The organism is Bartonella sp. AP258QHHD, from assembly GCF_042196145.1.
Lineage (GTDB): Bacteria > Pseudomonadota > Alphaproteobacteria > Rhizobiales > Rhizobiaceae > Bartonella.
In genome coordinates this window covers 24,934-48,876 of sequence record NZ_JBHIPR010000051.1, presented here as the reverse complement: position 1 = coordinate 48,876, position 23,943 = coordinate 24,934, and the positions used below count along the sequence as shown (strand labels likewise).

The following is a 23,943-nucleotide window of genomic DNA, read 5'->3' as shown; positions in this document are numbered from 1 at the left end:
ATTAGACATATCTGTAGCATTTTTATCTTCTGTCGAGATTGGCAAAAAATCTGTTCCTGTAGGACTGGAGGAAAAGATAATTGAACTCTATGCTTTAGATCAAGAGGTAGCAGAAATTTTGAGAAGAGAATCGGATGCTTGTCGCAAAAGTTTTACAATCAAGACTTCTGATCCGTTGAGAGGTGAAGCTGTTGGCATGTTTTTTAGAACTTTAAAAGATTTTTCACAAGAGGATTTAGAAGCATTCAAAACATTATTAGAGATGATTAGCGAAGCGCAAAGAAAAGAAAATGCTACTGTTGTAGACAAATGTTAGAAAATCCTATTCCCTAACTTTTATTTACGCGTCCCTCACAGTAAAAAAGCTGTATAAATACAGCAAGTTATTTTTACATAAAACTTACATGTTATCCATAAATGGTATAACCGTAAAGCCCCCGTAAAATAATCAAAAAATCTATCGAACCTCACTCTCTTTATGCTGAATAAAAGAGTAAGCGAGCACCATTATCGTATTTATATTTTTTTCCAAGACAGTGTTAATATACGTATTCATTGTAGGCATTTTTTCAGTTTTTATCTACATGCTAACCACGTTTGGAATGTGAGAAACATGCTTTTGATTGATTTAATATAAATAGGCTTGCCATGAAACAATCTTACAGTATTGAGATTTCTCATTTAAGTTGAAAGACAATTCATTATTATTATAAATCAATATGATGTATAGATTGTCGACATTACAAGCAGTGTGTGAACGCTCAATGGTTAATGCCAATGTTTTTGTTATGGGGAGGGGTATCTGGTGATAATGAAGTTTTGTATAGCGTGAGAGACGTAATTGAGAGATGCTTGTTTAGAGGTGCGTTTAGTGAAAAAACTTTGAAAGCAAATGCGCATTCCCTCTGCACTTTAAAAGCGCAAAGAATTTCCAGTGAAAGAGTGGTTGGAATAAGTATGTGTGTTATTTTGAGAGGAGCGATTTTTCAGAGCTTCTTAAGTGTGTCCCGTTGAACCAAAACCTCCTGTTCCACGGCTCTCGTTATGGCTTTGGGTATTTTGCTCTGGTTCAATGGCGCAAACATTAACTTGGGATACGGGGGCGATGACTGTTTGGGCAATGCGCATGCCCCGTTTAAATGGAAAAGTCTTCTTGGTCTAAATTGATAAGAAGGAGTTTGACTTCACTTCCGGATAGTCACACTCAATCGTTCTTGGAGTGTTGAGGCATGTAATGCCCGTGTTTTAAGGCTAAGCCAGAGCGTGGACGGATGCGTGCTTCACAAGCCCCACGTGATAAATGAAAAATTGAGACCTGTTGGAATAAGTGTCCGCTGCTCAGGGGCAAGAACCAGTGTTTCTTCTTTACCAATTGCTGCTTGTAAATCCAAGACCAGCAGAACCAGCCGTTGTGTAGTGAGGAAGTTCTAAATCTTGTCCCAAGTGCAAGACACTGAACGGATAAAGTCAGGGGATGTGAAGATCGAGAAGAGACAGGAGAAGAGTAAGGATACTTGTTTAGAGGGGCGTTTAGTGAAAAAACTTTAAAAGCAAATGCGCACTCCTTGTGTACTTTAAAAGCCCAAGGGGTTTTAAGTGAAAGAGTGGTTGGAATAAGTGTGTGTGTTATTTTAAGGATAGCGATTTTTTCAGAGCTTCTTAAGTGTGTCCCGTTGAACCAAAACCTCCTGTTCCACGGCTCTCGTTATGGCTTTGGGTATTTTGCTCTGGTTCAATGGCGCAAACATTAACTTGGGATACAGGGGCGATGACTGTTTGGGCAATGCGCATGCCCCGTTGGATTGAAAAGTCTTCTTGGCCTAAATTGATAAGAAGGACTTTGACTTCACCACGGTAGTCACTATCAATCGTTCCTGGAGTGTTGAGGCATGTGATGCCGTGTTTTAAGGCTAAGCCAGAGCGTGGACGTATTTGTGCTTCAAACCCAAGGGATAAATGAAAAATGAGACCTGTTGGAATAAGAGCACGCTGCCCAGGGCTAAGAACAAGCGTTTCTTCTTCTCCAATGGCGGCGCGTAGATCAAGGCCAGCAGAACCCGCTGTCGCGTAGCAAGGAAGTTCTAAACCTTGTCCGTGTGCAAGACGCTGAACAAATAAAGTCTGGGCATGTGAAGGTTGAGAAGAGACAGGATGATTGTTTAGAGGGGCGTTGGTTTCAGTGTGCGACATGATCGAGGCATTTCCAAAATATGAGGTCTAGAAGAAAATGATACTTTAACAAAAGATATCTATAAAACCAAGTCGATAAAGGTGTGTGGATATAGGTTGTCCCCAGAGCTTGCTTATCATCTTTGGCTGACCTAAAATATTCCACAACACCACCTAACATCATCAAAGGCATTTTTCAATAATGGCATCATCAAGGATGGCTTATGCCTAGGGGCATGCGCTTATTTGAGATCTAAATTATGGTTACAGATAAGATTTTTTAGATACTACCGATAAGTATACCCGTGGCAAAAACCAGAGCTCCCCCAATGATAACCTGTAAAGAAGCGCGCCAAAAGGGAGTTGACATGAATTTGTTCTGAATCCAGACGATGGCGCCTAGTTCGAAAAAAACAATGATAAAAGCAATAATTGTCGCTACATAAAAAGAGTTGATTAAATAGGGAAGCGTATGGCCTAATCCTCCTAATGTGGTCATAATGCCGCTGGCAAGGCCTCTTTTTAATGGCGAACCACGCCCTGATAATTTTCCGTCATCATGGGCTGCTTCTGTGAAACCCATTGAAAGTCCCGCACCAATTGAAGCTGAGAGCCCTATCAAAAAAGTTTGATGCGTGTCTCCCGTGGCAAAAGCTGCGGCAAAAATGGGGGCAAGGGTAGAGACAGAGCCATCCATTAACCCTGCAAGACCTGGTTGAATCCAAGTCAAAAGTGTTTGTCTTTGCGTTTTCGAAGGCTTTTTTATGGTGTGATTTGCCGCTGTTGTTTTTTGGGAGGGATGGCGGTTCTTGCCTTTCACAAGAGAAGTTTTGTCACATAATGAACCGATAGTGTTTGCACGATTATGGCAAGAAAGGCACAAAAGTTGCTTATAATTTTTAAGCTCTTGAAGCCCCATGGCGGTAAAAACCGCGGCTTCCTTAGAGGAATAAGGTTCTAGAGCTTTTGCATATTTTAAATAGAGCGCCGCATGTTGCTCTTTTAATTTGAGCGCTTTAAGTATCACGTTTTGTGCTGAACGAAAGGACAGAGCTTTACGTTGTACAAATGAAAAAAACAATTTCAACATTTTCTGTTCCTTTGCACTTTAGAATAATTCTAAAACATAAGAAAAATAAACCGAAAGTCAATCTAAAAGTTCAAAACTGAAAAATTGCAAAAAGGTTGCAGTAAAAAAATGCTGGGATGTTGAGAAAGTACAAGGAGATTTGTCAAATGGAGACGACAGGGGCGCATGAAAGAAATGATTACGTGAAAAAATTTAAGAGACAATGTGCTTTATTTTGCTAAAGGGGCGTTTGAATGGAGCATTTCAATGTATTGATGCTCGAGAATATAGGAAAGGAATAAGCTAGCATCATCTTCATTCGATGCGTTCAAAAGACTGTACAGCTCTTAGAATTTGAAATGATTCTTTAAAGGAGATCTTTATTCAAGGGATAAAAGCCCATTTCGCGAGGGGGCCCCGTGAAGAGTATAGAAGGGTAGAGCGGCAAAATTTCCATGAAATAATATAAACTCCATTGAGTCTTCTTAATCTTTACGCTTCATAAAAGAGCAAGCCGGCATCATCATACACCTTAGCTCCCAGTGTTGCGACAGTCTTTAGCACTGTTCATTATAGGCATGACATTTTATTGTACAGTTTTACGCCACTCATTCTGCTTGTGGAGGTGTAAGACAGTATTCTTATGATATTTACGCGCATTTTAGCGTTGTTACAGCTTTTGCATTTAGGTGGATTTGTTAGCGTGTAACGAATTATCTTTTGTGCTGTAATTGCAGGGACAGATAAAGGTGGGAGTGCATAAATGACAGAGATATTATCATATCAAATTGTTTGATCACGCATAAAAATTTATGCTTTATGAAGGGGCATTTATCGCCTTGTAACTGGCCTGATATCTTGCATGAAAGCCCAAAATTCAGTAAAATTCTCTCACTTCAAAACTTCTTATCTTAAATCAATTCAAATCATTTGCTTGTGTATCACAAGGAAGGGTGTGGGTGCTGTGTTTTTATTTAAAGTATGGGATGAGTTGAAATGTGAAAAGTGCATAATCTCTACGCGTTAACAAACGTTTTTGATGTTTTTAACAAAGAGTTAAGTTGTGCAGAAAAAAGAGGAACTCTATGGAAATTGATGATAGTTTAGAATGGTTTTTGGGTTTGCACAAACTAACAATACCGCAGGCAGCGCTTTTAATAGTTGGATTAAATCCAGGAAAGTGTCTGTTTGACGATGAAACGGAACCAGAAAAGAGTGATATTTACGAAGATAACCTTTCCGTATCATCAGAGAAAACTGCTTGTTTCCGAGGAGCTTATAATGCCATAATTCAGGCAGGAAAAGAAGGGCAATTAAAGATGAAATTGTCGTATAGTTATTCGAGTTATATAGATCCAGATTCTTCATATGTTCGCGTTGATGATTTAAAAGAATGGCTTTCATCGCGTGGTAAGAGACCTGCGTTTTTTTCCTGAGGATGATTCTGCTGAGACTAAGGATCAGAAATATTATGCGTTTCAAGATCCAACGCATCCACGTTATGCTCCAAAGCTTGCTGCTATTGTTGCAGCATGGGAAGCGGTGAGTGAGGCTGAGGGTGGTAAAACTGTTAAAGGAACGCTTATAAAGTGGCTTAGTGAACATGCCGTTCAGTACAAGTTGGTGGATGATGATAATTTACCAAGAGAGAAGCTCATTGAGGAATTAGCGGCTGTTGCGAATTGGGAACCTACCGGAGGGGCGCCTAAGACACCTGCCAGCTCTCTTTTATCAAAAGAAAAAAAATAAAAAGATCAGTAAAATTGCGCTGTTTTTTTTTGATAATTTTGAAGATAATCTCTTTTTCTGGGGGATATTTTTACTTTTCTTCCCTAGATTATAAGTAATTGTTTTTCAATGAAAATAATTTTTATAGTGTTCCTCTGACTGTTCAGGCGGGGAAAAATAGACATTTTGGGGCAGTAAAATTTACCCTGTAGTTTTCGTAACTTACCTCTCTATTTTTGTTTGATTTTTTGGGGCACTTTTAAAATCCATTATAAATTGAAATGAGAATGCAACATGAGAAAAATATTTTCTTTTTTTACGGTGCGTGGAAGTGCAAAAAATCCTCAAGTCAATGCACCGATATTGGAGCAGCCTGTTGCCGATGAGGTGGTGCGTAAATCGTTTAGAGTAGGTGTATTGTCGTGTTGGTTAAAGTTTGAACTTACCCTTGTTATGGAAAAGGTCAAAGCTGAGCGTCATGTGCGCTCTCCATAAAGAAATCTTGTCATCTATGAGCGAATGAGGATTTCTCTTGAAAAATTTGCACAATAGTAAAACTCGTTAGCAAAACCCGTTCTTTGGCGTAACAAAAAGGATGTCATAAATGATTATCTCATCATAAATATGCTTTAAGAATAACCCTTGCGTGGCGAAAGTCTATGGCGTAGTCTCTATAGACTTTTGTTCCGTGTGTGGTGATTAATGCTCTTGTTTATCTCTTGTCAATGCAAGTGCCCATGAAAGTGATGGGTGTCTATTGCTCCATTGTGATGCTTGGTTGTTCATGTTTAGAAACGACAAGTGTATTAAATGCGATAGGGCTGATAGAAAGGAAAACGTATCCTGTAAAAAATAGGTATGTCTTTAAAATAAAGCTGATAAACGAAATTATTTTTTTATCTACCTTTTATATGGTGAGAGAAAGGTATTCAAAGTGCAAGCATACGCAATTTAGCAGTAAATCCCAAAATAGCATAGATCGTTTCTCGGAAAAGGGGAAGAAAATCTATCTGTAAAAGCTATGTTGGGTCGTGTGACAGGTGAAATAATGCGGTTAGGGCAATAAACAATTGTTATTGGTGAAGAGATAGAAATCGGTTGGGTGTTGATTTCTGGTTTATTAGAGAATTTTCTTTGTTATTTTGTCAAATACGATCGTTTGAGGTGTGGTCATATAAAGCGAAGCTTTTTTTCAATCTTGGAAAGATATTCTTATTGCGGAAAATCATATAAAGTTTAAGCAACGGCAGCACGATTTTTTGTGCAATGAAATGATAAGTATGTACAATATCTCGGTAATCTCCATGGGAAACTTTACCGGATCCAAGGTGTGGATATTGTCTTCTGCTTACCCCAAATCGCAGATATTTCAAAACAACAACGGTGGAGCAAAACAACAACGGTGGAGAATGAATGTTGGATATGTTCTAGGGAAGGTTGCAAAAAATGGCAGTTTTCAAAAAAATACTAAAAATGACGAAAGGAGCGGTTTCCCACTCCTTCGTTCCTATCTCCCCTTGCGGGGAAGCGGCCACCATTACTGATGCCGTGTATGCTGATATAGGTACACTTATTTTTCTCAAAAGTCAATACTGTAAATGCGGTAAATATTTGAGCATCAGAGCTACAACTTTATGAAAATCTTCGCAGGATAACCTTGGAACGGTACGTGAGCAACTTAAACGACTTACAGAAACTGTTGTGACATAATTGCAGATAATCCACGCTTTTTTATTCTCTATGGGAGATTGTATTGGATACGCAGCGGGATTATTGGGTTGTGATTTCGTTGAAAAAGGTAAAACTGTCACATTTCCATATAATTTTGCATTCTTAGAAAGCACTAAAACAGGCCGCTTTTTCCAAAATTCAGGGAGTATCGAATCATGAGGAAAATCACACCAAAAAACTTGTCTGATGCGTGGTGCCGATTTGATTCGTGGTTTTATATGAGGTGGTTTTTCGTAAGGCGCATTTAAATCCCTTTCTTTTATATGCTCACGCCATGCATTATGATCATGTTCCATCATAACACATGGTTCTTCAAGTTTGGTTATATCTAAGGAAATAGGTGATAGGGTAGAAGGCTCTGTGTTCTTATCTTCAGCCATAGCAGACCATTTATATTTATTGGTCCCCTCACTTATTATTTTACGGCTTTTCTATCACGAGTTTTTATCAAAATGTTGCTTATAAGTACAGAGAGGTGAAACCATAAAATGGATGTATCTGCTTATTTTTGTCTTTTGAGTACAACGCTAGAGGAGGGATGTTGGTGACTCGTTGGTGTGGGTGGGTTGGTTTGGCGGTGGGTGGTTTTGGGTGGGGATTGGTGATTGGAGGGTTGTTGGTAGGGGAAAGCGATTGGAGAGAACGAGTGCACGCGGTTTCGTTTCTATTTTATGGTTAGAGTTTTTTATGGATTGAAAGGAGCCCTTTTGAAGTAATATAGAGGCTTATAAGGGAGAAAAATAGGCTTGAGACGACATTCCAACCGGCAAATGAAAGAAAAAGAAAGCGTGCGGATGCTTCAGAACAAGAAGGGGGATGAATGCTATTTAATTGGTTAAGCAGCTGGTTAATGTCTGAGGTTTTTCTGACTGCGCTTAAACCACAGCTGAGGGGAGCTTCCCAAAAGCCATATTCAACACCCGCATGATAAACGGCTAAAACAAGGCTGATGCACATTAAGACAAAAACACACAAAAACAAAAGTTGTATCCAAGCAGTTATGCGAAAAAAATATGCCCCAAAACCTGCTAAGAGCAAAAATGGTATGGCTCCATAATAAGGAAAACGCTCTATGAGACATAAATCGCAAGGAAGATACCCTCCGAAATATTCAAAACCAAGGGCAATACCTATTGTGGCAGACAAGCAAAAAGCGAGAAAAAAAGCCCATAAACTTTGTTCTTTTCTGCTGGGTTCAAGATGAAGGTGTTTGTGTAAAAGTGGGTGAGAAGACAAAACGCATGCCATTAAGTCTATTCCTTATAAAAGCTTCTTGTTTAAAAAAGCTATGAAAATCCCATAAATTAAAAGGAGGCTAACACAACCAATGAGAACAATCCATTTGAAATGCTGTACTAGAAAATTCATTGCTTTTTGTCCAAAATGTTTAATCAGCCACGCGAGAAGATAAAAACGAGCGCCTCTGGAAAAAATACAAATAAGAATGAAAAATTCAAGACGCACACTCATAACACCGGCCAAAATTGTGACAATCTTGATGGGGGGAAGATGAAAAAAACCTGATGTTATCAGTAAAATGATTAGAAATTGCAGGGTTGCACTATTTTTCAGAGATTCAAAACTTTCAACCTTACCATAAATTTCTAAAATGGGTTTGGCAAGGGTATCATAGGCAAAATGTCCGATAAACCAACCGGCAATGCCTCCTAATACAGAACAGATCGTCGCAATCAAAGCATAGCGATAAACCCGTTTTTGATGGATAAGAAGCATCGGAATATATAAAACATCTATGGGAATTGGAAAAACAGAACTTTCAATAAAGGCAATGAAACCAAGCCAGTGTGGTGCTGTACGCCGATTTGCTAAAGAAATCGTCCAAAGCTTTAATTTGTTTAATATCATGAGGCTTTTTATAAGTTTAAGAGGTAAAGACTTTACAAATGAGATTGCTATAAATCCGGTAGAGAAATCCAATAAAGAAAGTATTTCATAAAATAGATAAGAAAATGATATGAATTCTTAAAAAATGAGAAGTCTTCTGTTGACGAATCTGTTCTTCTTCATATAGTGCAAAGGAATAATCGACAAGTCTGTCTTTTATAGTCCTGTCTTTTATAGCAGTGTGCGGGTGTGGTGGAACTGGTAGACGCGCCAGACTCAAAATCTGGTTCCGAGAGGAGTGTCGGTTCGAGTCCGACCACCCGCACCACTTCATAAATATTTTCCTTTATCCTGTTATGGCGCATCGCTTTGATTTATAAAACATGGGGGGTATAAAACGTGGGATTTATAGACCGTGTTCAATGTTTTGTATGTTGAATGAAAAACCTCGAATACCGTAGGATTCTTTCATTTCAAGTCTGTTTGTAGTAAATCAACTAAAATCATGTCGCTTGTACGTTACAAGCTAGATGAGCTCGCGTGGAGTGAAATTTTACAAAAAATGAATAAAAATGCCTCTTATGAACCGTTTCAAGGGCATCATTGGAGGTAAAGTATATGATGGATGGTGCCAGCTTGCATTTTTATGAAGTGTAGAGATGGTGCTCTATAGATTTTATATTCCTGTGGGTGCTTTCGCAAAATGGGCTTGAGGGTTTTGAGAGCTGTTTCTTTAAAACACGCATGTGAATTGGCAACCAAAGTGTCTTGAATTTGAGTGTGTTTGGTTTGAAGCGTTGTCGTATGACATGAGGGGCGTGATCGCCAAAAAGATATGTGAGCAACAAAAACATGGGGTAGTGCGTAATCTCCACTCTTTAAAAGGCAGGAGCATGAGAGGCTTAAAAGATTTTGCTTTAGAGGCTTTTGAAAGTCGTAAAGCAGAGGGAAATGGTAAGATTGGAAATTGGTTTTTACCTTGACAACTTCATGTTCTCCCTAAATGAAGCTGTCTCTCCGTTATAGAAATTACATAAACAGAGAACCGCAATATCCTCTCTCCACTCTGGCATACAATAGCGGTAAAATACTGTCGTTTGAAGTGTGGTCATATAGGGCATACTTCCTTGAAACGTTACAGTATTTTTTTCGGTGTGTGTTGGATATTCTTCAGTGTTTGTCTTGCTTGAGATTTAAGGGCATTCCATGAGGAGGAGCCCAAAGAAGCCCGCCCAATATCCCCCAATATCCCCCAAGAGTCTCCAAGGGTTTTTGTGCTTTTATAAACGGACATGGTGTTTAAAAATGGGTGTTTAAAAATGGGTGTTTAGAATCTTTATCCTTTAAGAGCGGGGAGGCCAAGTCAACATCATCTTATAAAACTGCAATTGATGCACAATATCCATATTTATTTTAAAGAAATATCTCTTAAATAACGGCTCTCATTTATTTTACGATGGCGCCCAGTGGTATGATGGTAAAGCTTTTATATTCCAAAGGCATTACATGAAAGGCTGAGAGGATAGGAGCTTGCTTTAAGAGAGGGAGAGGCTTTATTGTTTTGTGACTATTTGTTTACAGTTTAGTACAGGTTTTTAGAATCTACGTCTTTTTAGGGGGAAAGGGGCATTAAAAAACCCCGTTTTTAACAGGGTTTTTTAATCGTTCAACTTTTCTAAAAAATTTAGAATTTATAAGCGATACCAAAGCGAACATCATGCGTTTGAGAAGAGATTTTAAGGTTATCGTTTGCAAATTTCTTTTTAAAAAAATCTGAATAACGATATTCTGTCCGCATAATGATATTATCTGTCATTGCAAGATCAAAACCACCACCAACAGTGTAACCAAACATTGTTTTTGTCTCATCTAACACATTGCCAGAAGCAAAAATTGTCGAATCTTCTTGCGATTTTGATAAAAGTGACATGATATATTGCATCTGTCTATAGGCTATACCCCCTGCAATATAAGGCATAAGACGATGGGAAGCAAAACCAATGCGCGCGCGCGTGGCACCAGACCACGTTTCTTTCAATGTTACACTGCTAACAACAATGTCACCATAGTTGGATATCGTTTCACCCTGAGCTGCAGGTTTTATGATAGGAATCCCAGCTTTTTTAAAGGCAATGTTAATGGAGTTTGATTCATCTAGAATTTTCTTTCCATTGTCTGTTTGGGTGCTTTTCCTTCCAGACCAGACCATATCGGTATCAAAACCGAAAACAAGATCTCCCAGATCAATATTAGAACCTGCATACAAACCTGCTCTCAATCCTGATAGTTTCGGTGATAAATCTCTATCAACCCAAGCCCATTTTCCGCCCCTAGCTTCTTGTGCGTAATTTAGAGTATTTTTATTGGAAAAATATCCAATTTGTCCTCCAAAATAAAAACCAGACCAAGAAAAAGGCGCAGAAACAGTAACCGGTGAAATACGTGACGATGAAACATCTTGCAATGAAACCTTCGGTTCTGATTGCTTAAAGATTACCGTATCTGCTGCTTGCGCTGTTGAAGCGGTAATGAAGGTGAAAATAGATAGTGCAACTAAACATTTTGTTTTCATAAAAACGTCCCCAATTTATTTCAGATACAAATCGTATTATATACAAATTGGTTAAAAAAATCTATACTTAATATCATTATGAAAACTAAAACACTCAAAAACTCTATAATTATCCATATTTAAGCGTTCTTAAAACTTGTTTTCATGCTATTATGCCGGGTTTATATTGATTTTTCAGGATTTTTTTATACGCCTTCAGTGTTCTCTGTGTTTTAGAAAAAATTATAGTATAGTAAATAAGCTTTCTATTTGTTAAAAAAACATTATTTTATATATATTAAAACACTTTTTGTTATTAAATGTATTATCCATTATGATTGACATCAATGTGCTTACATATTCAATTGATCGTAAAAAATGCATATTGGCACCATCATATTCTTTGCTCGTTTCTGATATTGCATAGCTTTGTATTGCGATAGCCTTTTGAGCACTTGAGGGGATGAGCGACTTTTTTATCTATATGCCACTTTTGCTTATGATAATCCAAGCGAATAGTTTTGATTGATTGAATGGAATACGAAGAATAAGAAGGAGTAAAGTGCGAGAATCTCAAGTCTCATGAGGTTTCTTATGCGCCATGTAAAACGGATAAACTCTCCGTTCCGTTCACTTAAAGCCAGAACGTGGATGAGAGCCTAAAAACTGAAAGTCGTTGGCGATTTTAAAGAGATTAGCGCGTGCCATTCAGGTTTTTGTGGAAATGGGTGAGGGCGCTATAATGGGCAAATGCCTCCAATTTCTTGCGAGCTGTCAAGGATATCCCCGTTAGAGAGCTGATTGTTTCAGCAAAGGTCAAAACCTTTCGGTGCATTGAATTTTGTTCCAACAGCTGTTCCTCTATTGAGCACTCCCATCTTCACGCTTCATAAAGGAGCACGCCGGTACCATTACTATATTTGCCAGTTCGTGGGGTTGTTGTGACAGTCCTCTCCACAATGTTGTGACAGAGGCCCCTTTGTCCGTTGTGACAGTCCTTGGCACTTTAGGTGGTTCATTAGAGGCGTTTGTAGTCCTTATCGGATACAATTTCTATTCACACATTCATTGCGTTTGTGATGTGCAAGTCAGTGATTTTGATTGATGCAACATGGGACCGATTTAAAATGAGAAAATCTTACGGTCTTTAGGATTCTCATTCAATATGGATAACGCTAGATTATCATTATAAATAAACACATTATCTCATTGAGATAAGAGTTATCTACCCAATGTTATCAATAATGATAACATTGTAAAGCGTAACTACGATGAATTCATTAATCTTTTTATACTTCGATTGAAATTATGTCTATTAATACCGATAACACCGATTTTTTTGAGCTAATTCTGTTTAGTTGATAGCTAATAGATTTTCAAAATCAAGACGCGAAGCTAGAATGAAAAACACCTTAAGGTCATATCCATTTAAATCACTTTCTGCCAGTATAGCCATTGGGTGTTGAGCTATGACTATCCATGCCTTTGCAAAACCGTTGTGCCTTTTAAGTACAATATAAGCAACAAAAACACCCATAGCATAAATGCGGCTCAGAGCCTAAAATGAACGCTGTGGGTAATTGTTATCGGTCATCATCGGGGTGTTTACACCCCGATCTTTTGACAAAAAGATTTGTTTTAAGATGTTTGCATCTTTTTTAGTGGGTTGTTTATTGGGGAGCAATCATCTTTTTAGGATCAACTAATCGGTCATAATCCTCTACAAAAACGCCTGCTTTTAATGCTTCGGTGCGCAAAGTTGTATCATTTTTATGCGCTGCTTTGGCAATTTCAGCAGCTTTTTCATAGCCAATTTCTGGTGCAAGAGCTGTGACTAACATGAGTGAGCGCTCCATGAGCGAGTGAATATGAACACGATTGGCCCGTAATCCTTGAATGCAATGCATATCAAAAGAACGCATGCAATCACCAAGAAGGGTAATTGATTGTAAAACGTTATAGCCAATAACAGGTTTATAAACGTTGAGTTCAAAATGTCCTTGGCTTGCGGCAAAGGTTACGCTGGTGTGATTACCAAAAACTTGGCATGCAACCATGGTTAAGGCTTCACATTGCGTGGGGTTGACTTTGCCGGGCATAATAGAAGAGCCTGGTTCATTTTCAGGAAGACTGAGTTCCCCTAAACCGGAACGTGGACCAGAGCCTAAAAACCGAATGTCATTGGCAATTTTAAACAGATCAGCAGCGAGAGCATTCAAGCTCCCGTGGAAATGCGCAAGGGCACCATGATGGGCAAGTGCTTCAAATTTATTGCTGGCAGTTTGGAACGTTATTTCTGTGAGAGTGCTCACTGTTTGCGCAAAAGCAACGTCAAAACCTTTTGGCGCATTCAGCCCTGTGCCAACAGCCGTACCACCTTGAGCAAGCATTTGGACATCGGTTAGAGCATTTTCAATACGCTGAAAATTGGCTTCTAATGCGGCACGATAGCCTGAAAATTCTTGCCCTAAGGTTAAAGGGGTTGCATCTTGCGTATGGGTGCGGCCGATTTTAATGATATCTGCAAATTCTTGCTCTTTTTGTTTTAATGTCGCAATAAGAGCTTCAAGGATTGGCAGTAAGTGTTGGCGTGTTTGCAACGTGGTGGCAATGTGAAGCGCCGTGGGAAAGGAATCGTTCGATGATTGGCTCATGTTGACATGGTCATTGGGATGAACTGGTTTTTTGCTTCCAAGTTTTCCTCCCAAAATCTTACTAGCACGATTAGCAATGACTTCATTGACATTCATATTGCTTTGTGTGCCAGAACCTGTTTGCCAGACGGACAGTGGAAAATGCGTATCAAAATCGCCAGCAAGCACTTCATCAGCGGCGGCAATAATTGCTTTTCCAATATTTTCTGGTAGTTTTCCTTTGCCCATATTTACAATCGCTGCTGCTTTTTTGACAAGGACTAAGGCATAGATGATGGCAAGAGGCTGCTTTTCACTGCCAATATTAAAATTATGCAGAGAACGTTCAGTTTGTGCGCCCCAATAACGATCTTGACGTACCGAAATCGTTCCAAAGCTATCCGTTTCCTGACGTGTTTCAACCATGATAAGATCCTTTTTTGTTCACGGGTTCTCAAAAAAGATAGATAACGCGAAAGTGCAATAAGAGGCAAGACTTTGAAGCTTCGTTTAGAGAAATTATTTTTATGGCTATTCTTGACATTGAGAGATGCCGATTTTATATCTAACACATGCTAGCACTCGTAATTTGAGAGTGCTAGCAAGAACTTTTAAGATTAATTCAATTATGTTCAGTTTTAAGGATTTAAAACATGGCTAATATACAATTCCGCCCACTTCACGACCGTGTCGTTGTCCGTCGGGTTGAATCTGAAAATAAAACGGCTGGTGGGATTATCATCCCTGATACAGCAAAAGAAAAACCCCAAGAAGGCGAAGTGATTGCTGTTGGCAATGGCGCTCTCGATGATAACGGAAAGCGCGTGCCTTTAGAAGTCAAAACAGGAGACCGTATTTTGTTTGGAAAATGGTCTGGAACTGAAGTCAAGATTAATGGGGAAGACCTCCTCATCATGAAAGAATCTGACATTATGGGAATTATGGGCTAATTGAAGCACTTAGTTTTTCATTGTGTACTATTTTGAGAAAACTCCAAGGAGAAATTAAATGGCTGCTAAAGAAGTCAAATTTGGCCGTGAAGCGCGTGAGCGTTTGTTGCGCGGTGTCGACATCCTTGCTAATGCTGTTAAGGTGACACTCGGCCCTAAAGGTCGCAATGTGGTGATTGATAAATCATTCGGTGCGCCTCGTATCACAAAAGATGGTGTATCCGTTGCAAAGGAAATCGAACTGGAAGATAAGTTCGAAAATATGGGTGCACAAATGTTGCGCGAAGTTGCTTCTAAAACCAATGATATCGCTGGTGATGGAACAACAACAGCAACTGTTTTAGGACAAGCTATTGTGCAAGAAGGTGTTAAAGCTGTTGCTGCGGGCATGAACCCAATGGATCTTAAACGTGGGATTGATGCTGCTGTTGAAGAAGTGGTGGCAAACCTCTTCAAAAAAGCAAAAAAAATCCAAACTTCAGCAGAAATTGCACAGGTGGGAACAATTTCCGCTAATGGCGCTGCTGAAATCGGTAAAATGATCGCTGATGCTATGGAAAAAGTGGGCAATGAAGGCGTCATTACCGTTGAAGAAGCTAAAACTGCTGAAACGGAATTAGAAGTCGTTGAAGGAATGCAATTTGACCGTGGGTATCTTTCCCCTTATTTTGTCACAAATGCTGAGAAAATGGTCGCTGATCTTGATGATCCTTACATTCTCATTCACGAAAAGAAATTGTCTAATTTGCAATCTCTTCTTCCTGTGCTTGAAGCTGTTGTTCAGTCTGGAAAACCACTTCTCATTATCGCTGAAGATGTGGAAGGTGAAGCTTTGGCAACGCTCGTTGTCAACAAATTGCGTGGTGGTTTGAAAATTGCTGCTGTAAAAGCTCCTGGATTTGGTGACCGTCGTAAAGCAATGTTAGAGGATATCGCTATCTTGACATCCGGACAGGTTATTTCTGAAGATGTGGGCATTAAACTTGAAAATGTCACTTTGGATATGCTTGGACGTGCAAAGAAAGTGAATATTTCTAAAGAAAACACCACCATTATTGATGGTGCTGGACAAAAGGCTGAAATTACTGCTCGCGTCAATCAAATCAAGGCTCAGATTGAAGAAACAACTTCTGACTATGACCGTGAAAAATTGCAAGAAAGACTTGCTAAACTCGCTGGTGGTGTTGCTGTTATCCGTGTGGGTGGTGCAACAGAAGTTGAAGTGAAAGAAAAGAAAGACCGTGTTGATGATGCTTTGAATGCAACACGTGCTGCTGTTGAAGAAGGTATTGTTGCTGGAGGTGGTACCGCATTGTTGCGTGCAGCAAATGCGTTGACCGTTAAGGGAAGTAATCCTGACCAAGAAGCTGGTATTAGTATCGTTCGTCGTGCTCTACAAGCACCAGCGCGCCAGATTGCAAGCAATGCTGGTGAAGAAGCCGCTATTATTGTGGGCAAAGTGCTGGAAAATAATGCTGACACTTATGGTTACAATACCGCCACGGGTGAATTTGGTGATTTGATTGCTTTGGGAATTGTTGATCCTGTGAAAGTTGTGCGCTCTGCTCTTCAGAATGCGGCTTCAATTGCGAGCCTTCTGATCACAACAGAAGCAATGGTTGCTGAAGTTCCAAAGAAAGATACACCAATGCCTCCGATGCCTGCTGGTGGAATGGGTGGAATGGGCGGAATGGATTTCTAAGCTCTTATTCCATAGAAGTAATAAAGAAACGGGCCTTCTGTGCCCGTTTTTTTTTGTGCTTTTTCATGTTTTTCAACCGGTGAATTCGGTGATTTGATTGCTTTCAAGAATTGTTGATCCCGTGAAAGATGTGCGCTCTGCTCTTCAGAATGCGGCTTCAATTGTGAGCCTTCTGATCACAACAGAAGCAATGGTTGCTGCAGTTCCAAAGAAAGATACACCAATGCCTCCGATACCTGCTGGCGGAATGGGTGGAATGGGCGGAATGGATTGCTAAGCTCTTATTCCTAGACGTAATAAAGAAACGGGCCTTCTGTGCCAGTTTTTTTTATGCTTTTTCATGTTTTTCAACCGGTGAATTCGGTGATTTGATTGCTTTCAAGAATTGTTGATCCCGTGAAAGTTTTTGCGTTCTGCTCTTCAGAATGCGGCTTCAATTGCGAGCCTTCTGATCACAACAGAAGCAATGGTTGCTGAAGTTCCAAAGAAAGATACACCAATGCCTCCGATGCCTGCTGGCGGAATGGGTGGAATGGGCGGAATGGATTTCTGAGCTTTTTTCCATAGAAATAATAAAGAAACGGGCCTTCTGTGCCCGTTTTTTTTATGCTTTTTCACGTTTCATACAGTTTTTCCTTTTATGATAGTTTCTTTATCTTATAGGATTGTTCTATTCTCCTCTGGTTGATCTACCGTTATTGTGAATGAATTTCACTCTTAATCCATAGCTTTTTCTCTTGTTTTTATGAAATGTTTCTATTGTGCGGGGATCGTGGTTTCCTTTGAAAATATTGTGCTAATAAAAATATAACTATTTGATTTATAATCATTTATTCATAATACAGTTCTGTTTTTTCATTTCAGGTTTATGCATGCACCGTTAAAAAATCCTGTGTTTGTGCTTCATAAGGTGAGAGGTCACTACGGTTTTTATGAACCAACGCAATCATTAAAAGTCAGTAGTTAAGAGTTAGTACCTATTGAGCGTTGGAAAGACAGAGTTGAAAAGAGCATGATGGGGCTGGTTTGTTTTTTATGAATAAGATGCTGGTATTTCAAGCTTTTGCATAGGAGAATAAGCATCTCTCTGTTTCGTTGATCTCTGAAATGGGGAGACTGCTCCATTTGAGAAGCTTAAAGATAAAAGCTAATTTTTCGCCTTGCTCTCATCTTTTTTTCGGTAAGCTCATCACCTAAACTGGAGCCAAACCCATATTGTTATACTCAAGTTCTGTTTGTTGCCTATATTGTGACAGAAAATTCTTGAGTGGGGAGCAATTTTTGAACTAAGGGGACCATGACAGGTAGCCGAAAAAAATCATTACGAGACAGTAGGCGCGCTTGTGTTAGAATTTTTAATGCTTCTGATGATAAAGGCACGCGAAATTCTGTTGTAGCCTCATGCCTTCTTTTCATATTTTCGAGCCAAGGATTTTCCATATATTCTCTTCAACTTGACCTTTATGCATAGAACATAAGGGAATTGAGAGGGTGGAAATTGAGAGGCAGGGAATTGGGAGGCAGGGTATTTAGAGGCAGGAAATTGAGAGGCAGGGCATTGAGAGGGTGGAAATTGGGAGGCAGGGCATTGAGAGGGTGGAAATTGGGAGGCAGGGCATTGGGAAGGTGAGAGGAGCCGGCTTGCTTTTTTATTCAACGTAAAGATGAGAGGCTTTATGTAAGGCTACCATTACATTGCTTGTTTATGCACTTCTTTAAAAGAAATGTCTTTTAATACAAATTCTTGGCAATGCTATTTATGAAGAGTATAAAATCATTTGGATATCAATAGTTTATTAAAAAAATGTATGTTGGTATGATCCTTTTCTTATGTTACCAAAGTTGCTGACTTACGCGTTGGTTAAAAATCTCTCTTCATACCCCTAAATTCATTTCATGAAAGTGTTTGTGAAGAGTGTATAAAAATTTCTCGTGAGACATGAAAAATCATCAATAAAATCTCCATGTTTTCAAAAAATAACGAATGGCTTTTTATATTTAAAAGATTTAACACGTCTCACGTTTTTTATTTATTTTAGAGCTGAATATTCGATTTTTGTGTAAAAATACTTCCCAGCACATCTACGATCCGTGAAAAATCAAGTGCTAATAAGAAAATGATGAATATAATCCATTTCGTATAGCGTGACATCATTTTTACACTTTTATACGTTGTGATGATTTCTTGTAGGACTTCTTTTTCCTTTTCTGTAAGCTCTGTTTGTTTTTCCGTTTTTTTTCTAGCCATGTTTCCACCCACACATGTGTTCCCCTTGTTTGTTATGCTTTAAAATATCTCTTGCGAGATTTGAACTGATGATATTGAGATCTTTTTTGTCTAAATAAATGGGCATCCAACCAACGCAAGAAAAAGGCTCATTGATTGTTTTTATCGCGCAACCAGTGAGTAAGAGCAGCGCGTATATCAGCATCACTTTTTTGATTAATTTCATTTTCCACCTCTAGCCGTGTTGTTGATGACTTTAGCGTTTTTTCTATTTGCTTTTGTTGTTCAACCTTCTTTCCAAGAGTGAAAGCTTTTGCTAAAGCGATAAAAAAAGCGGTCAGAGCCGCTCCTGTTATCATCAGATTTTTTTCAACCACCACATCATAAGCGCTGCTCCCGAAACCGTTTTGCCACAAAGAAAATGCCAACGCAGGCGGCTAAAACCATAATGGTTGCTAATGCCCATTGGATGGGACCATTGCCTGCCAATAAGCCCCCAAGTCCAGAAAAAGAACCAATAATCGGTGTAAGCGCTTCTGCTTTGAAAAATCCCATTGGAGCTTGCGTTTCTACAGTTTGGTAGTTGGGAGAAACATAAGCCCCTTTTGCCCATAATCCCGATTCTGCTGCACGACGGTGCACTAAACCGTGAAGACGTTTCCCTCCTGCTTTAGTCCACTTTTGTAACTCAGCAGGGACGGCTTCATATTCGCCATTATTGAGTTTTTTGAGCAGGGTCGAATTACAAAAAGCCGATGTTCCTATATTATAGCAAAACGATACGAGCGCGGCGAATTGTTCATCCGTTAAAGAAACCGTCACATGTTTTTCAACGGTATTTTCAAATTGTCTTAAATCTTGAGAAAGAACTTCTTCTGCTTGTTTTTCAGTAATGATCATGCCCTTGTGAACGAACGGTTTGCCAGCCGCGCTGGTATGACCATAGCCAATTGTCCACACCCCGATGGCATCTTTATAGGCTTGTAAACGCAATCCTTCCCATTGTTTAATGAGCGCAAGCCCTGCTGATGATATTTTTCTCATTTGCTTCTCCATAAAATAAAGCCTCACGTTACCGTGAGGCTGGTTGACAGATTAAAAATGAATTTTTTCACGCTTCAAAAACAGAAGAGATGTGAAACTTTTATGAAATCAAAAGGTTGGTTATGACATCTTAGGGAATGGGGGAATGGTTGGTCAAAAGGGATAATAGTTGGGTAAGTGGAATAATGGCTGGGCAAGAGGAGTAATAGTTGGGCTGGTGTTTTCCGTTAAGAGAGGTTGTAGATTTTAAGAGCTTGTCCTGGTGTTTTTTTATGGAGCCTTCTTGGTGTGCGGGCAGTTGTTGGGTTGATGCACGATAAGTGTGGTCTATTGCGGTTGTTTGGTCGTATGGTATTGATGTGGGGGTGTTTGAGATACGAAGTGGATACTCTCAGAAAAAAAAGACATATGCTTTTACTGAAGACGAAAGCATTAAATATTTTATGTATCAAACGTTTTGCTTATCCAAAGAGTCTCATTGTTACACAGAGCTTTGGGCTAACAAGAGCTGTGGAATTTTGATACAATTTTAAGAGGGGCTGGTTTTTATAGGACAATGGTGCTTTTTCTTTAAGAGGAAAGTTGTTGGCTATTTTTGTTTTATGAGCGCAAAAGCTGGTTTGCTTAGAGAAATCTTAGCCGTAAAGTAGCCTCTCTTCGTTCTTTGATGAATAGGAATATGGAAAAAGCCTCAATTACATCGTTAAAGATTTGTATTCAGTGAGCCTTTTTTGGTGGGAAGAAACGGAAACAGTTTTTCCCTCTGTTGTTTTTAAGTTTTTTTCAAATCTCTCTCTCAGGGTTTCACCTTTTTTGTTGACTGTTTCATGTTCAGCTTCCGGATGGACTTTTAAATAGTGTTCTAGACGTCTTCTTCCTTGCGCATGTTTATAAAAAGTGGTTGGAAGATAGGAATCTAACTTTTCAGCAGATAAAGATGAGTTGGGTTCACATAATACACCCTTAACATTATCTTTGTGCAATCTTGCTAATTTATCAGATTCAAGATGAAGCTTTTTGGCAAGGCTTAAGCTGAACATCCCGCATTCAGAAGAGCTTCGCTGAATATCCATTTCTGCCGTGGTAAAAGAATAAGGAGGCAGTTGAAGACATTGAAGGGTTTGATTTATTTTTATCCCTAGTTTGCAAGCTGTGATATTCTGAAATGTTGTAGGTTCAAGCATAATCAAAGAGATTTTGTCATCAACTTTTTGATAATCAAGGACGGCAAAGTGGATTTTGCTTCCCGAATTGACTATAAATCGGGCAGAATTTGCGCCGCTCTCAACGACTTCTTTTAGTGCGTGCGAAAACTCTTCTGCTGTAAGAGCCAATTTGAGATTCATTTCTGGATATTTGCTGTTTGCTTTTTCTACGAGAGCCGGCATCAATCTAATATCTGTGTTTTCATAATAAGCGTTAATCCAACGGCCGGTGACAAGATCATCTTCTAAGCCTGTAATAATATCTTTTAATTCGTCAGAACTCGGTGCAACATGTTCTTCTTCTGTTTGGATGGAACTTTGCATCAAACGTGCAATAAGGTCTTCTAAAGATTCATTTGCACTTGCTCCTTCTGGTGTTTGTGAGGAATGAGGGAGGGGGGAATTTTGTGGCTTCATACTATTAGCCTCTATATTGATGATCGATAAATGATATTATTTCTTCAATTCTGGCTAAACAATGTTTGCAGGAAAGATTTTTTAGCTAAAAAAAACAAAGAGATGAAATCATCTTTATTAAAAAAACTGGTTACGAAAGACAAAACCCCACGCTTTTCAGAGTCAAAGGTAAGGTATCTTTTTATCTTTTTAGAGATCACGTTGCTTACTGTTTGCATCTTTACCTCAAAAGAAGATTTGCTAACAGCAATTTATGCCTTACCGTAAAGCCGCAGAGCTTCATTCTTTGTGGATGTGGAATATGGCTATGGCCAAAACGCTTATTACATCATTAGAGATTTGTATTCTGTGGCTCTTTTTCTGTGTTGTGAAACAGAAACAGTTTTTGTCTCTGTTTCCACTAAGCTTCTCTCAAATCTTTCGGTTAGGGTTTCGCCTTTTTTGTTTACTTTCTCCTGTGCTGCTTCTGGATTGGCTTTTAGATATTCCCCAAGACGTCTTCTGCCTTGCACGTGTTTGTAAAAAGAGGTTGGAAGATATGTATCTAACTTTTCAGGAGATAGAGGTGTATCTGGTTCACATAATACACCCTTAACATTATCCTTATGCAGTCTTTCTAATTTTTGAGATTCGGTATGAAGCTTTTTAGCAAGGGCTAAGCTGAACATTCCACATTCAGAAGAGCTTCGCTGAATATCCATTTCTACCATGGCAAAAGAACAATTGGGCAACTCATGCGCTTTAAGAGCCAATTGTGTTCTTAATGCCAGCACTGCTGGTTTCATATTGTTGAGTGTTGTAGGTTCAAAAAATATCACGGAGGTTTTGTCATCGATGGTTTGATGATCAATCACTGAAAAATGGATTCCCCTGTCCTTTGTGTGAATAATAAATCTAGAAGATTGAACGCCGTTTTCGATGGCTTCTTTGAGTGCAAGGGCAAAGTCGTGAGATGACGCTGCCAATTGAAGACGCATGTCGGGATATTTACGATTTGCCTGATCGACCAAGGCTGGCATTAGTTTAAGGTCTGTACTTGCATAATCAGCTGTGAACCAACGACCAGTTGAGATATCATCCTCTAAACGGGCAACAATATCTTTTAATTCTTCACGATTGAATGGGATATTTTTGCCTTTTTCGCTACTGGGTTGTTCTAAATGTGCAGTAAGAGTGTCTAACGATGCATTTGCACTTGCTCCTTCTGGTGTTTGTGAGGAATGAGGGAGGGAAGAATCTTGTGGCTTCATACTATTAGCCTCCATATTGATAATCGATAGGTGATATTATCTTCTTCAATTCTGGCTAAACAATGTTTGCAGGAAAGATTTTTATCTAAAAAAAACAAAGAGGTGAAATCATCTTTATTTTAAAAAATTTTGTTACGAAAGACAAAATCCCGCGCTTTTAAGAGTCAAAGGTAAGGTATCTTTTTATCTTTTAAGAGCTCACGTTGCTTACTGTTTGCATCTTTACCTCAAAAGAAGATTTGCTAACAGCAATTTATGCCTTACCGTAAAGCCGCAGAGCTTTATTCTTTGTGGATGTGGAATATGGCTATGGCTAAAACGCTTATTACATCATTAGAGATTTGTATTCTGTGGCTCTTTTTCTGTGTTGTGAAACAGAAACAGTTTTTGTCTCTGTTGCTACCAAGCTTCTCTCAAATCTTTCGGTTAGGGTTTCGCCTTTTTTGTTTACTTTCTCCTGTGCTGCTTCTGGGTTGGCTTTTAGATATTCCCCAAGACGTCTTCTTCCTTGCACGTGTTTGTATAAACGAGCTGGAAGATATGGATCTAATTTTTCAGCAGGTAAAGGCGTGTCTGGTTCACATAACACACCCTTAATATTATCTTTGTGTAGTCTTTCTAATTTTTGAGCTTCGAGATAAAGCTTTTTGGCAAGGCTTAAGCTGAACATCCCACATTCAGAGGAGCTTCGTTGAATATCCATTTCTACCATGGCAAAATGAATATTCGGAAATTGGTGATGTTCAATGGATTGTCGCGTTCTTAATGCAAGTAATGCGGGAAGCGTGTCACGCAGTAAGGTCGGTTCAAAAAAGATCAAAGATGTTTTATTATCAATGGTTTGATGATCGACAACCGCAAAATGAATTCCCCTATCTTGTGCGTTAACGATCAGCCTAGAAGATTTTATGCCCTTTTCGAGCGTTTCTTTGAGAGCAAGGGCAAAGCCGTCAGGGGGGCTTGTAAGTTTGAGATTCATCTCTGGATATTTACGATTTGCTTGATCGACCAAGGCTGGCATCATGTACAGATCTAGAATATCATAATAATTTTTGATCCAACTGCCATCGGCATTATGCTTTTCTAAACCGGCAATAATATCTTTTAATTCCGCACGATTAAAAGGGGTGTTTTTTATTTTTTCAATGTTAAGCCGTTCTAAATGTGCAGTAAGAGTGTCTAATGATGCATTTGCATGCGTCCCTTCAGGTGCACTTGCACCTTCTGGGGTTTGTGAGGAATGTGGTGGGGGAGAATCTTGTGGCTTCATAATCTTAGCCTCTATGTTGATGATCGATAAGTGATATTATCTTCTTCAATTCTGGCTAAACAATGTTTTGAAAAACAAGCCTTTGCATCTTGAAAGGTGAGGCGATGAGAGCATAATAATGCTGTTTTCATATTTTTATGCGTGTATTGCTC

20 protein-coding genes, 1 tRNA gene and 5 pseudogenes are annotated in these 23,943 nt (G+C 39.1%); 10 read left to right on the top strand and 16 right to left on the bottom strand.

What is annotated here, in order from left to right; genetic code table 11:
* A partial coding sequence (locus ACFIMM_RS05940) for an XRE family transcriptional regulator (protein WP_375682722.1) occupies positions 1-316 on the top strand: 316 nt, incomplete at its 5' end.
* A 680-nt stretch (positions 317-996) separates the two neighbouring features.
* Here ACFIMM_RS05940 and dut (ACFIMM_RS05935) read toward each other — a convergent pair.
* The 3 genes and pseudogenes from dut (ACFIMM_RS05935) to ACFIMM_RS05925 form a co-directional block, all read right to left on the bottom strand.
* Positions 997-1,471 (bottom strand): annotated as a pseudogene (gene dut, locus ACFIMM_RS05935) (dUTP diphosphatase).
* Between the two features lie 188 nt (positions 1,472-1,659).
* Complete coding sequence (gene dut / locus ACFIMM_RS05930; protein ID WP_375610241.1) at positions 1,660-2,190, bottom strand: dUTP diphosphatase; 531 nt, start codon at positions 2,188-2,190, stop codon at positions 1,660-1,662.
* A 259-nt stretch (positions 2,191-2,449) separates the two neighbouring features.
* Positions 2,450-3,259: a VIT1/CCC1 transporter family protein gene (locus tag ACFIMM_RS05925; protein ID WP_375682721.1), complete on the bottom strand. Its 810-nt coding sequence runs from the start codon at positions 3,257-3,259 to the stop codon at positions 2,450-2,452.
* Positions 3,260-4,323: 1,064 nt separating this feature from the next.
* Between ACFIMM_RS05925 and ACFIMM_RS05920 the strand changes: the two genes are divergently transcribed.
* The 3 genes from ACFIMM_RS05920 to ACFIMM_RS05910 all read left to right on the top strand — a co-directional run bounded on the left by ACFIMM_RS05920 (position 4,324) and on the right by ACFIMM_RS05910 (position 5,461).
* Complete coding sequence (locus ACFIMM_RS05920; RefSeq protein ID WP_375692667.1) at positions 4,324-4,674, top strand: hypothetical protein; 351 nt, start codon at positions 4,324-4,326, stop codon at positions 4,672-4,674.
* Positions 4,646-4,987, top strand: coding sequence for a hypothetical protein (locus ACFIMM_RS05915; protein ID WP_375692666.1), 342 nt, complete (start codon positions 4,646-4,648; stop codon positions 4,985-4,987). The genes ACFIMM_RS05920 and ACFIMM_RS05915 overlap by 29 nt, the downstream gene beginning before the upstream one ends.
* Positions 4,988-5,260: 273 nt before the next feature.
* A complete protein-coding gene (locus ACFIMM_RS05910) occupies positions 5,261-5,461 on the top strand; it encodes a hypothetical protein (protein ID WP_375682718.1) in 201 nt (66 codons plus the stop codon).
* A 1,091-nt stretch (positions 5,462-6,552) separates the two neighbouring features.
* On the opposite strand, the gene ACFIMM_RS05905 is transcribed toward ACFIMM_RS05910, so the two are convergent.
* Positions 6,553-7,077 (bottom strand): type II toxin-antitoxin system PemK/MazF family toxin, encoded by a 525-nt coding sequence (locus ACFIMM_RS05905; protein WP_273790913.1) that lies wholly within the window; start codon positions 7,075-7,077, stop codon positions 6,553-6,555.
* Between the two features lie 164 nt (positions 7,078-7,241).
* On the opposite strand from ACFIMM_RS05905, the gene ACFIMM_RS05900 reads away from it, so the two are divergent.
* A complete protein-coding gene (locus ACFIMM_RS05900; protein ID WP_375613250.1) occupies positions 7,242-7,376 on the top strand; it encodes a hypothetical protein in 135 nt (44 codons plus the stop codon).
* Here ACFIMM_RS05900 and ACFIMM_RS05895 read toward each other — a convergent pair.
* On the bottom strand, positions 7,373-7,945 hold the full coding sequence (locus ACFIMM_RS05895) for a disulfide bond formation protein B (protein WP_375668247.1): 573 nt from the start codon (positions 7,943-7,945) through the stop codon (positions 7,373-7,375). The genes ACFIMM_RS05900 and ACFIMM_RS05895 overlap by 4 nt on opposite strands.
* 12 nt (positions 7,946-7,957) lie before the next feature.
* Positions 7,958-8,563 carry a YqaA family protein gene (locus ACFIMM_RS05890; RefSeq protein ID WP_375662473.1) on the bottom strand — a complete coding sequence of 202 codons (606 nt, stop codon included), beginning with the start codon at positions 8,561-8,563 and terminating at the stop codon, positions 7,958-7,960.
* Between the two features lie 222 nt (positions 8,564-8,785).
* Here ACFIMM_RS05890 and ACFIMM_RS05885 point away from each other — a divergent pair.
* A tRNA-Leu gene (locus ACFIMM_RS05885) sits at positions 8,786-8,870 on the top strand.
* A gap of 1,356 nt (positions 8,871-10,226) precedes the next feature.
* On the opposite strand, the gene ACFIMM_RS05880 is transcribed toward ACFIMM_RS05885, so the two are convergent.
* The 3 genes and pseudogenes from ACFIMM_RS05880 to fumC all read right to left on the bottom strand — a co-directional run bounded on the left by ACFIMM_RS05880 (position 10,227) and on the right by fumC (position 14,152).
* Entirely contained in the window at positions 10,227-11,114 is an 888-nt protein-coding gene (locus ACFIMM_RS05880; RefSeq protein WP_375613252.1) for an outer membrane protein, read from the bottom strand.
* A 618-nt stretch (positions 11,115-11,732) separates the two neighbouring features.
* Positions 11,733-11,953 (bottom strand): annotated as a pseudogene (locus ACFIMM_RS05875) (lyase family protein); the annotation flags it as partial.
* Positions 11,954-12,763: 810 nt separating this feature from the next.
* Positions 12,764-14,152 carry a class II fumarate hydratase gene (gene fumC, locus ACFIMM_RS05870; RefSeq protein ID WP_375611602.1) on the bottom strand — a complete coding sequence of 463 codons (1,389 nt, stop codon included), beginning with the start codon at positions 14,150-14,152 and terminating at the stop codon, positions 12,764-12,766.
* Positions 14,153-14,379: 227 nt separating this feature from the next.
* On the opposite strand from fumC, the gene groES reads away from it, so the two are divergent.
* From groES to groEL (ACFIMM_RS05850), 4 genes and pseudogenes are all read left to right on the top strand, one after another.
* On the top strand, positions 14,380-14,676 hold the full coding sequence (gene groES, locus ACFIMM_RS05865) for a co-chaperone GroES (protein WP_005774667.1): 297 nt from the start codon (positions 14,380-14,382) through the stop codon (positions 14,674-14,676).
* Positions 14,677-14,734: 58 nt separating this feature from the next.
* Positions 14,735-16,378, top strand: a complete 1,644-nt coding sequence (groL, locus tag ACFIMM_RS05860) for a chaperonin GroEL (RefSeq protein ID WP_375606493.1) — start codon at positions 14,735-14,737, stop codon at positions 16,376-16,378.
* Between the two features lie 72 nt (positions 16,379-16,450).
* Positions 16,451-16,655 (top strand): annotated as a pseudogene (groEL, locus tag ACFIMM_RS05855) (chaperonin GroEL); the annotation flags it as partial.
* A gap of 70 nt (positions 16,656-16,725) precedes the next feature.
* A pseudogene (gene groEL / locus ACFIMM_RS05850) lies at positions 16,726-16,931 on the top strand (chaperonin GroEL); the annotation flags it as partial.
* Between the two features lie 758 nt (positions 16,932-17,689).
* Here the strand turns inward: groEL (ACFIMM_RS05850) and ACFIMM_RS05845 are convergent.
* From ACFIMM_RS05845 to ACFIMM_RS05815, 7 genes and pseudogenes are all read right to left on the bottom strand, one after another.
* Positions 17,690-17,859, bottom strand: a pseudogene (locus ACFIMM_RS05845) (integrase); the annotation flags it as partial.
* A gap of 554 nt (positions 17,860-18,413) precedes the next feature.
* Positions 18,414-18,626, bottom strand: a complete 213-nt coding sequence (locus tag ACFIMM_RS05840; protein WP_375610233.1) for a hypothetical protein — start codon at positions 18,624-18,626, stop codon at positions 18,414-18,416.
* A gap of 128 nt (positions 18,627-18,754) precedes the next feature.
* Positions 18,755-18,964, bottom strand: a complete 210-nt coding sequence (locus tag ACFIMM_RS05835) for a hypothetical protein (RefSeq protein WP_375692668.1) — start codon at positions 18,962-18,964, stop codon at positions 18,755-18,757.
* Positions 18,965-18,986: 22 nt separating this feature from the next.
* On the bottom strand, positions 18,987-19,649 hold the full coding sequence (locus tag ACFIMM_RS05830) for a lysozyme (protein ID WP_375611604.1): 663 nt from the start codon (positions 19,647-19,649) through the stop codon (positions 18,987-18,989).
* A 695-nt stretch (positions 19,650-20,344) separates the two neighbouring features.
* Entirely contained in the window at positions 20,345-21,271 is a 927-nt protein-coding gene (locus ACFIMM_RS05825) for a YopJ/AvrA family T3SS effector serine/threonine acetyltransferase (protein ID WP_375682715.1), read from the bottom strand.
* A gap of 323 nt (positions 21,272-21,594) precedes the next feature.
* Positions 21,595-22,521, bottom strand: a complete 927-nt coding sequence (locus ACFIMM_RS05820; RefSeq protein ID WP_375682714.1) for a YopJ/AvrA family T3SS effector serine/threonine acetyltransferase — start codon at positions 22,519-22,521, stop codon at positions 21,595-21,597.
* A gap of 325 nt (positions 22,522-22,846) precedes the next feature.
* On the bottom strand, positions 22,847-23,791 hold the full coding sequence (locus ACFIMM_RS05815) for a YopJ/AvrA family T3SS effector serine/threonine acetyltransferase (RefSeq protein ID WP_375682713.1): 945 nt from the start codon (positions 23,789-23,791) through the stop codon (positions 22,847-22,849).
* Positions 23,792-23,943: the final 152 nt, after the last annotated feature.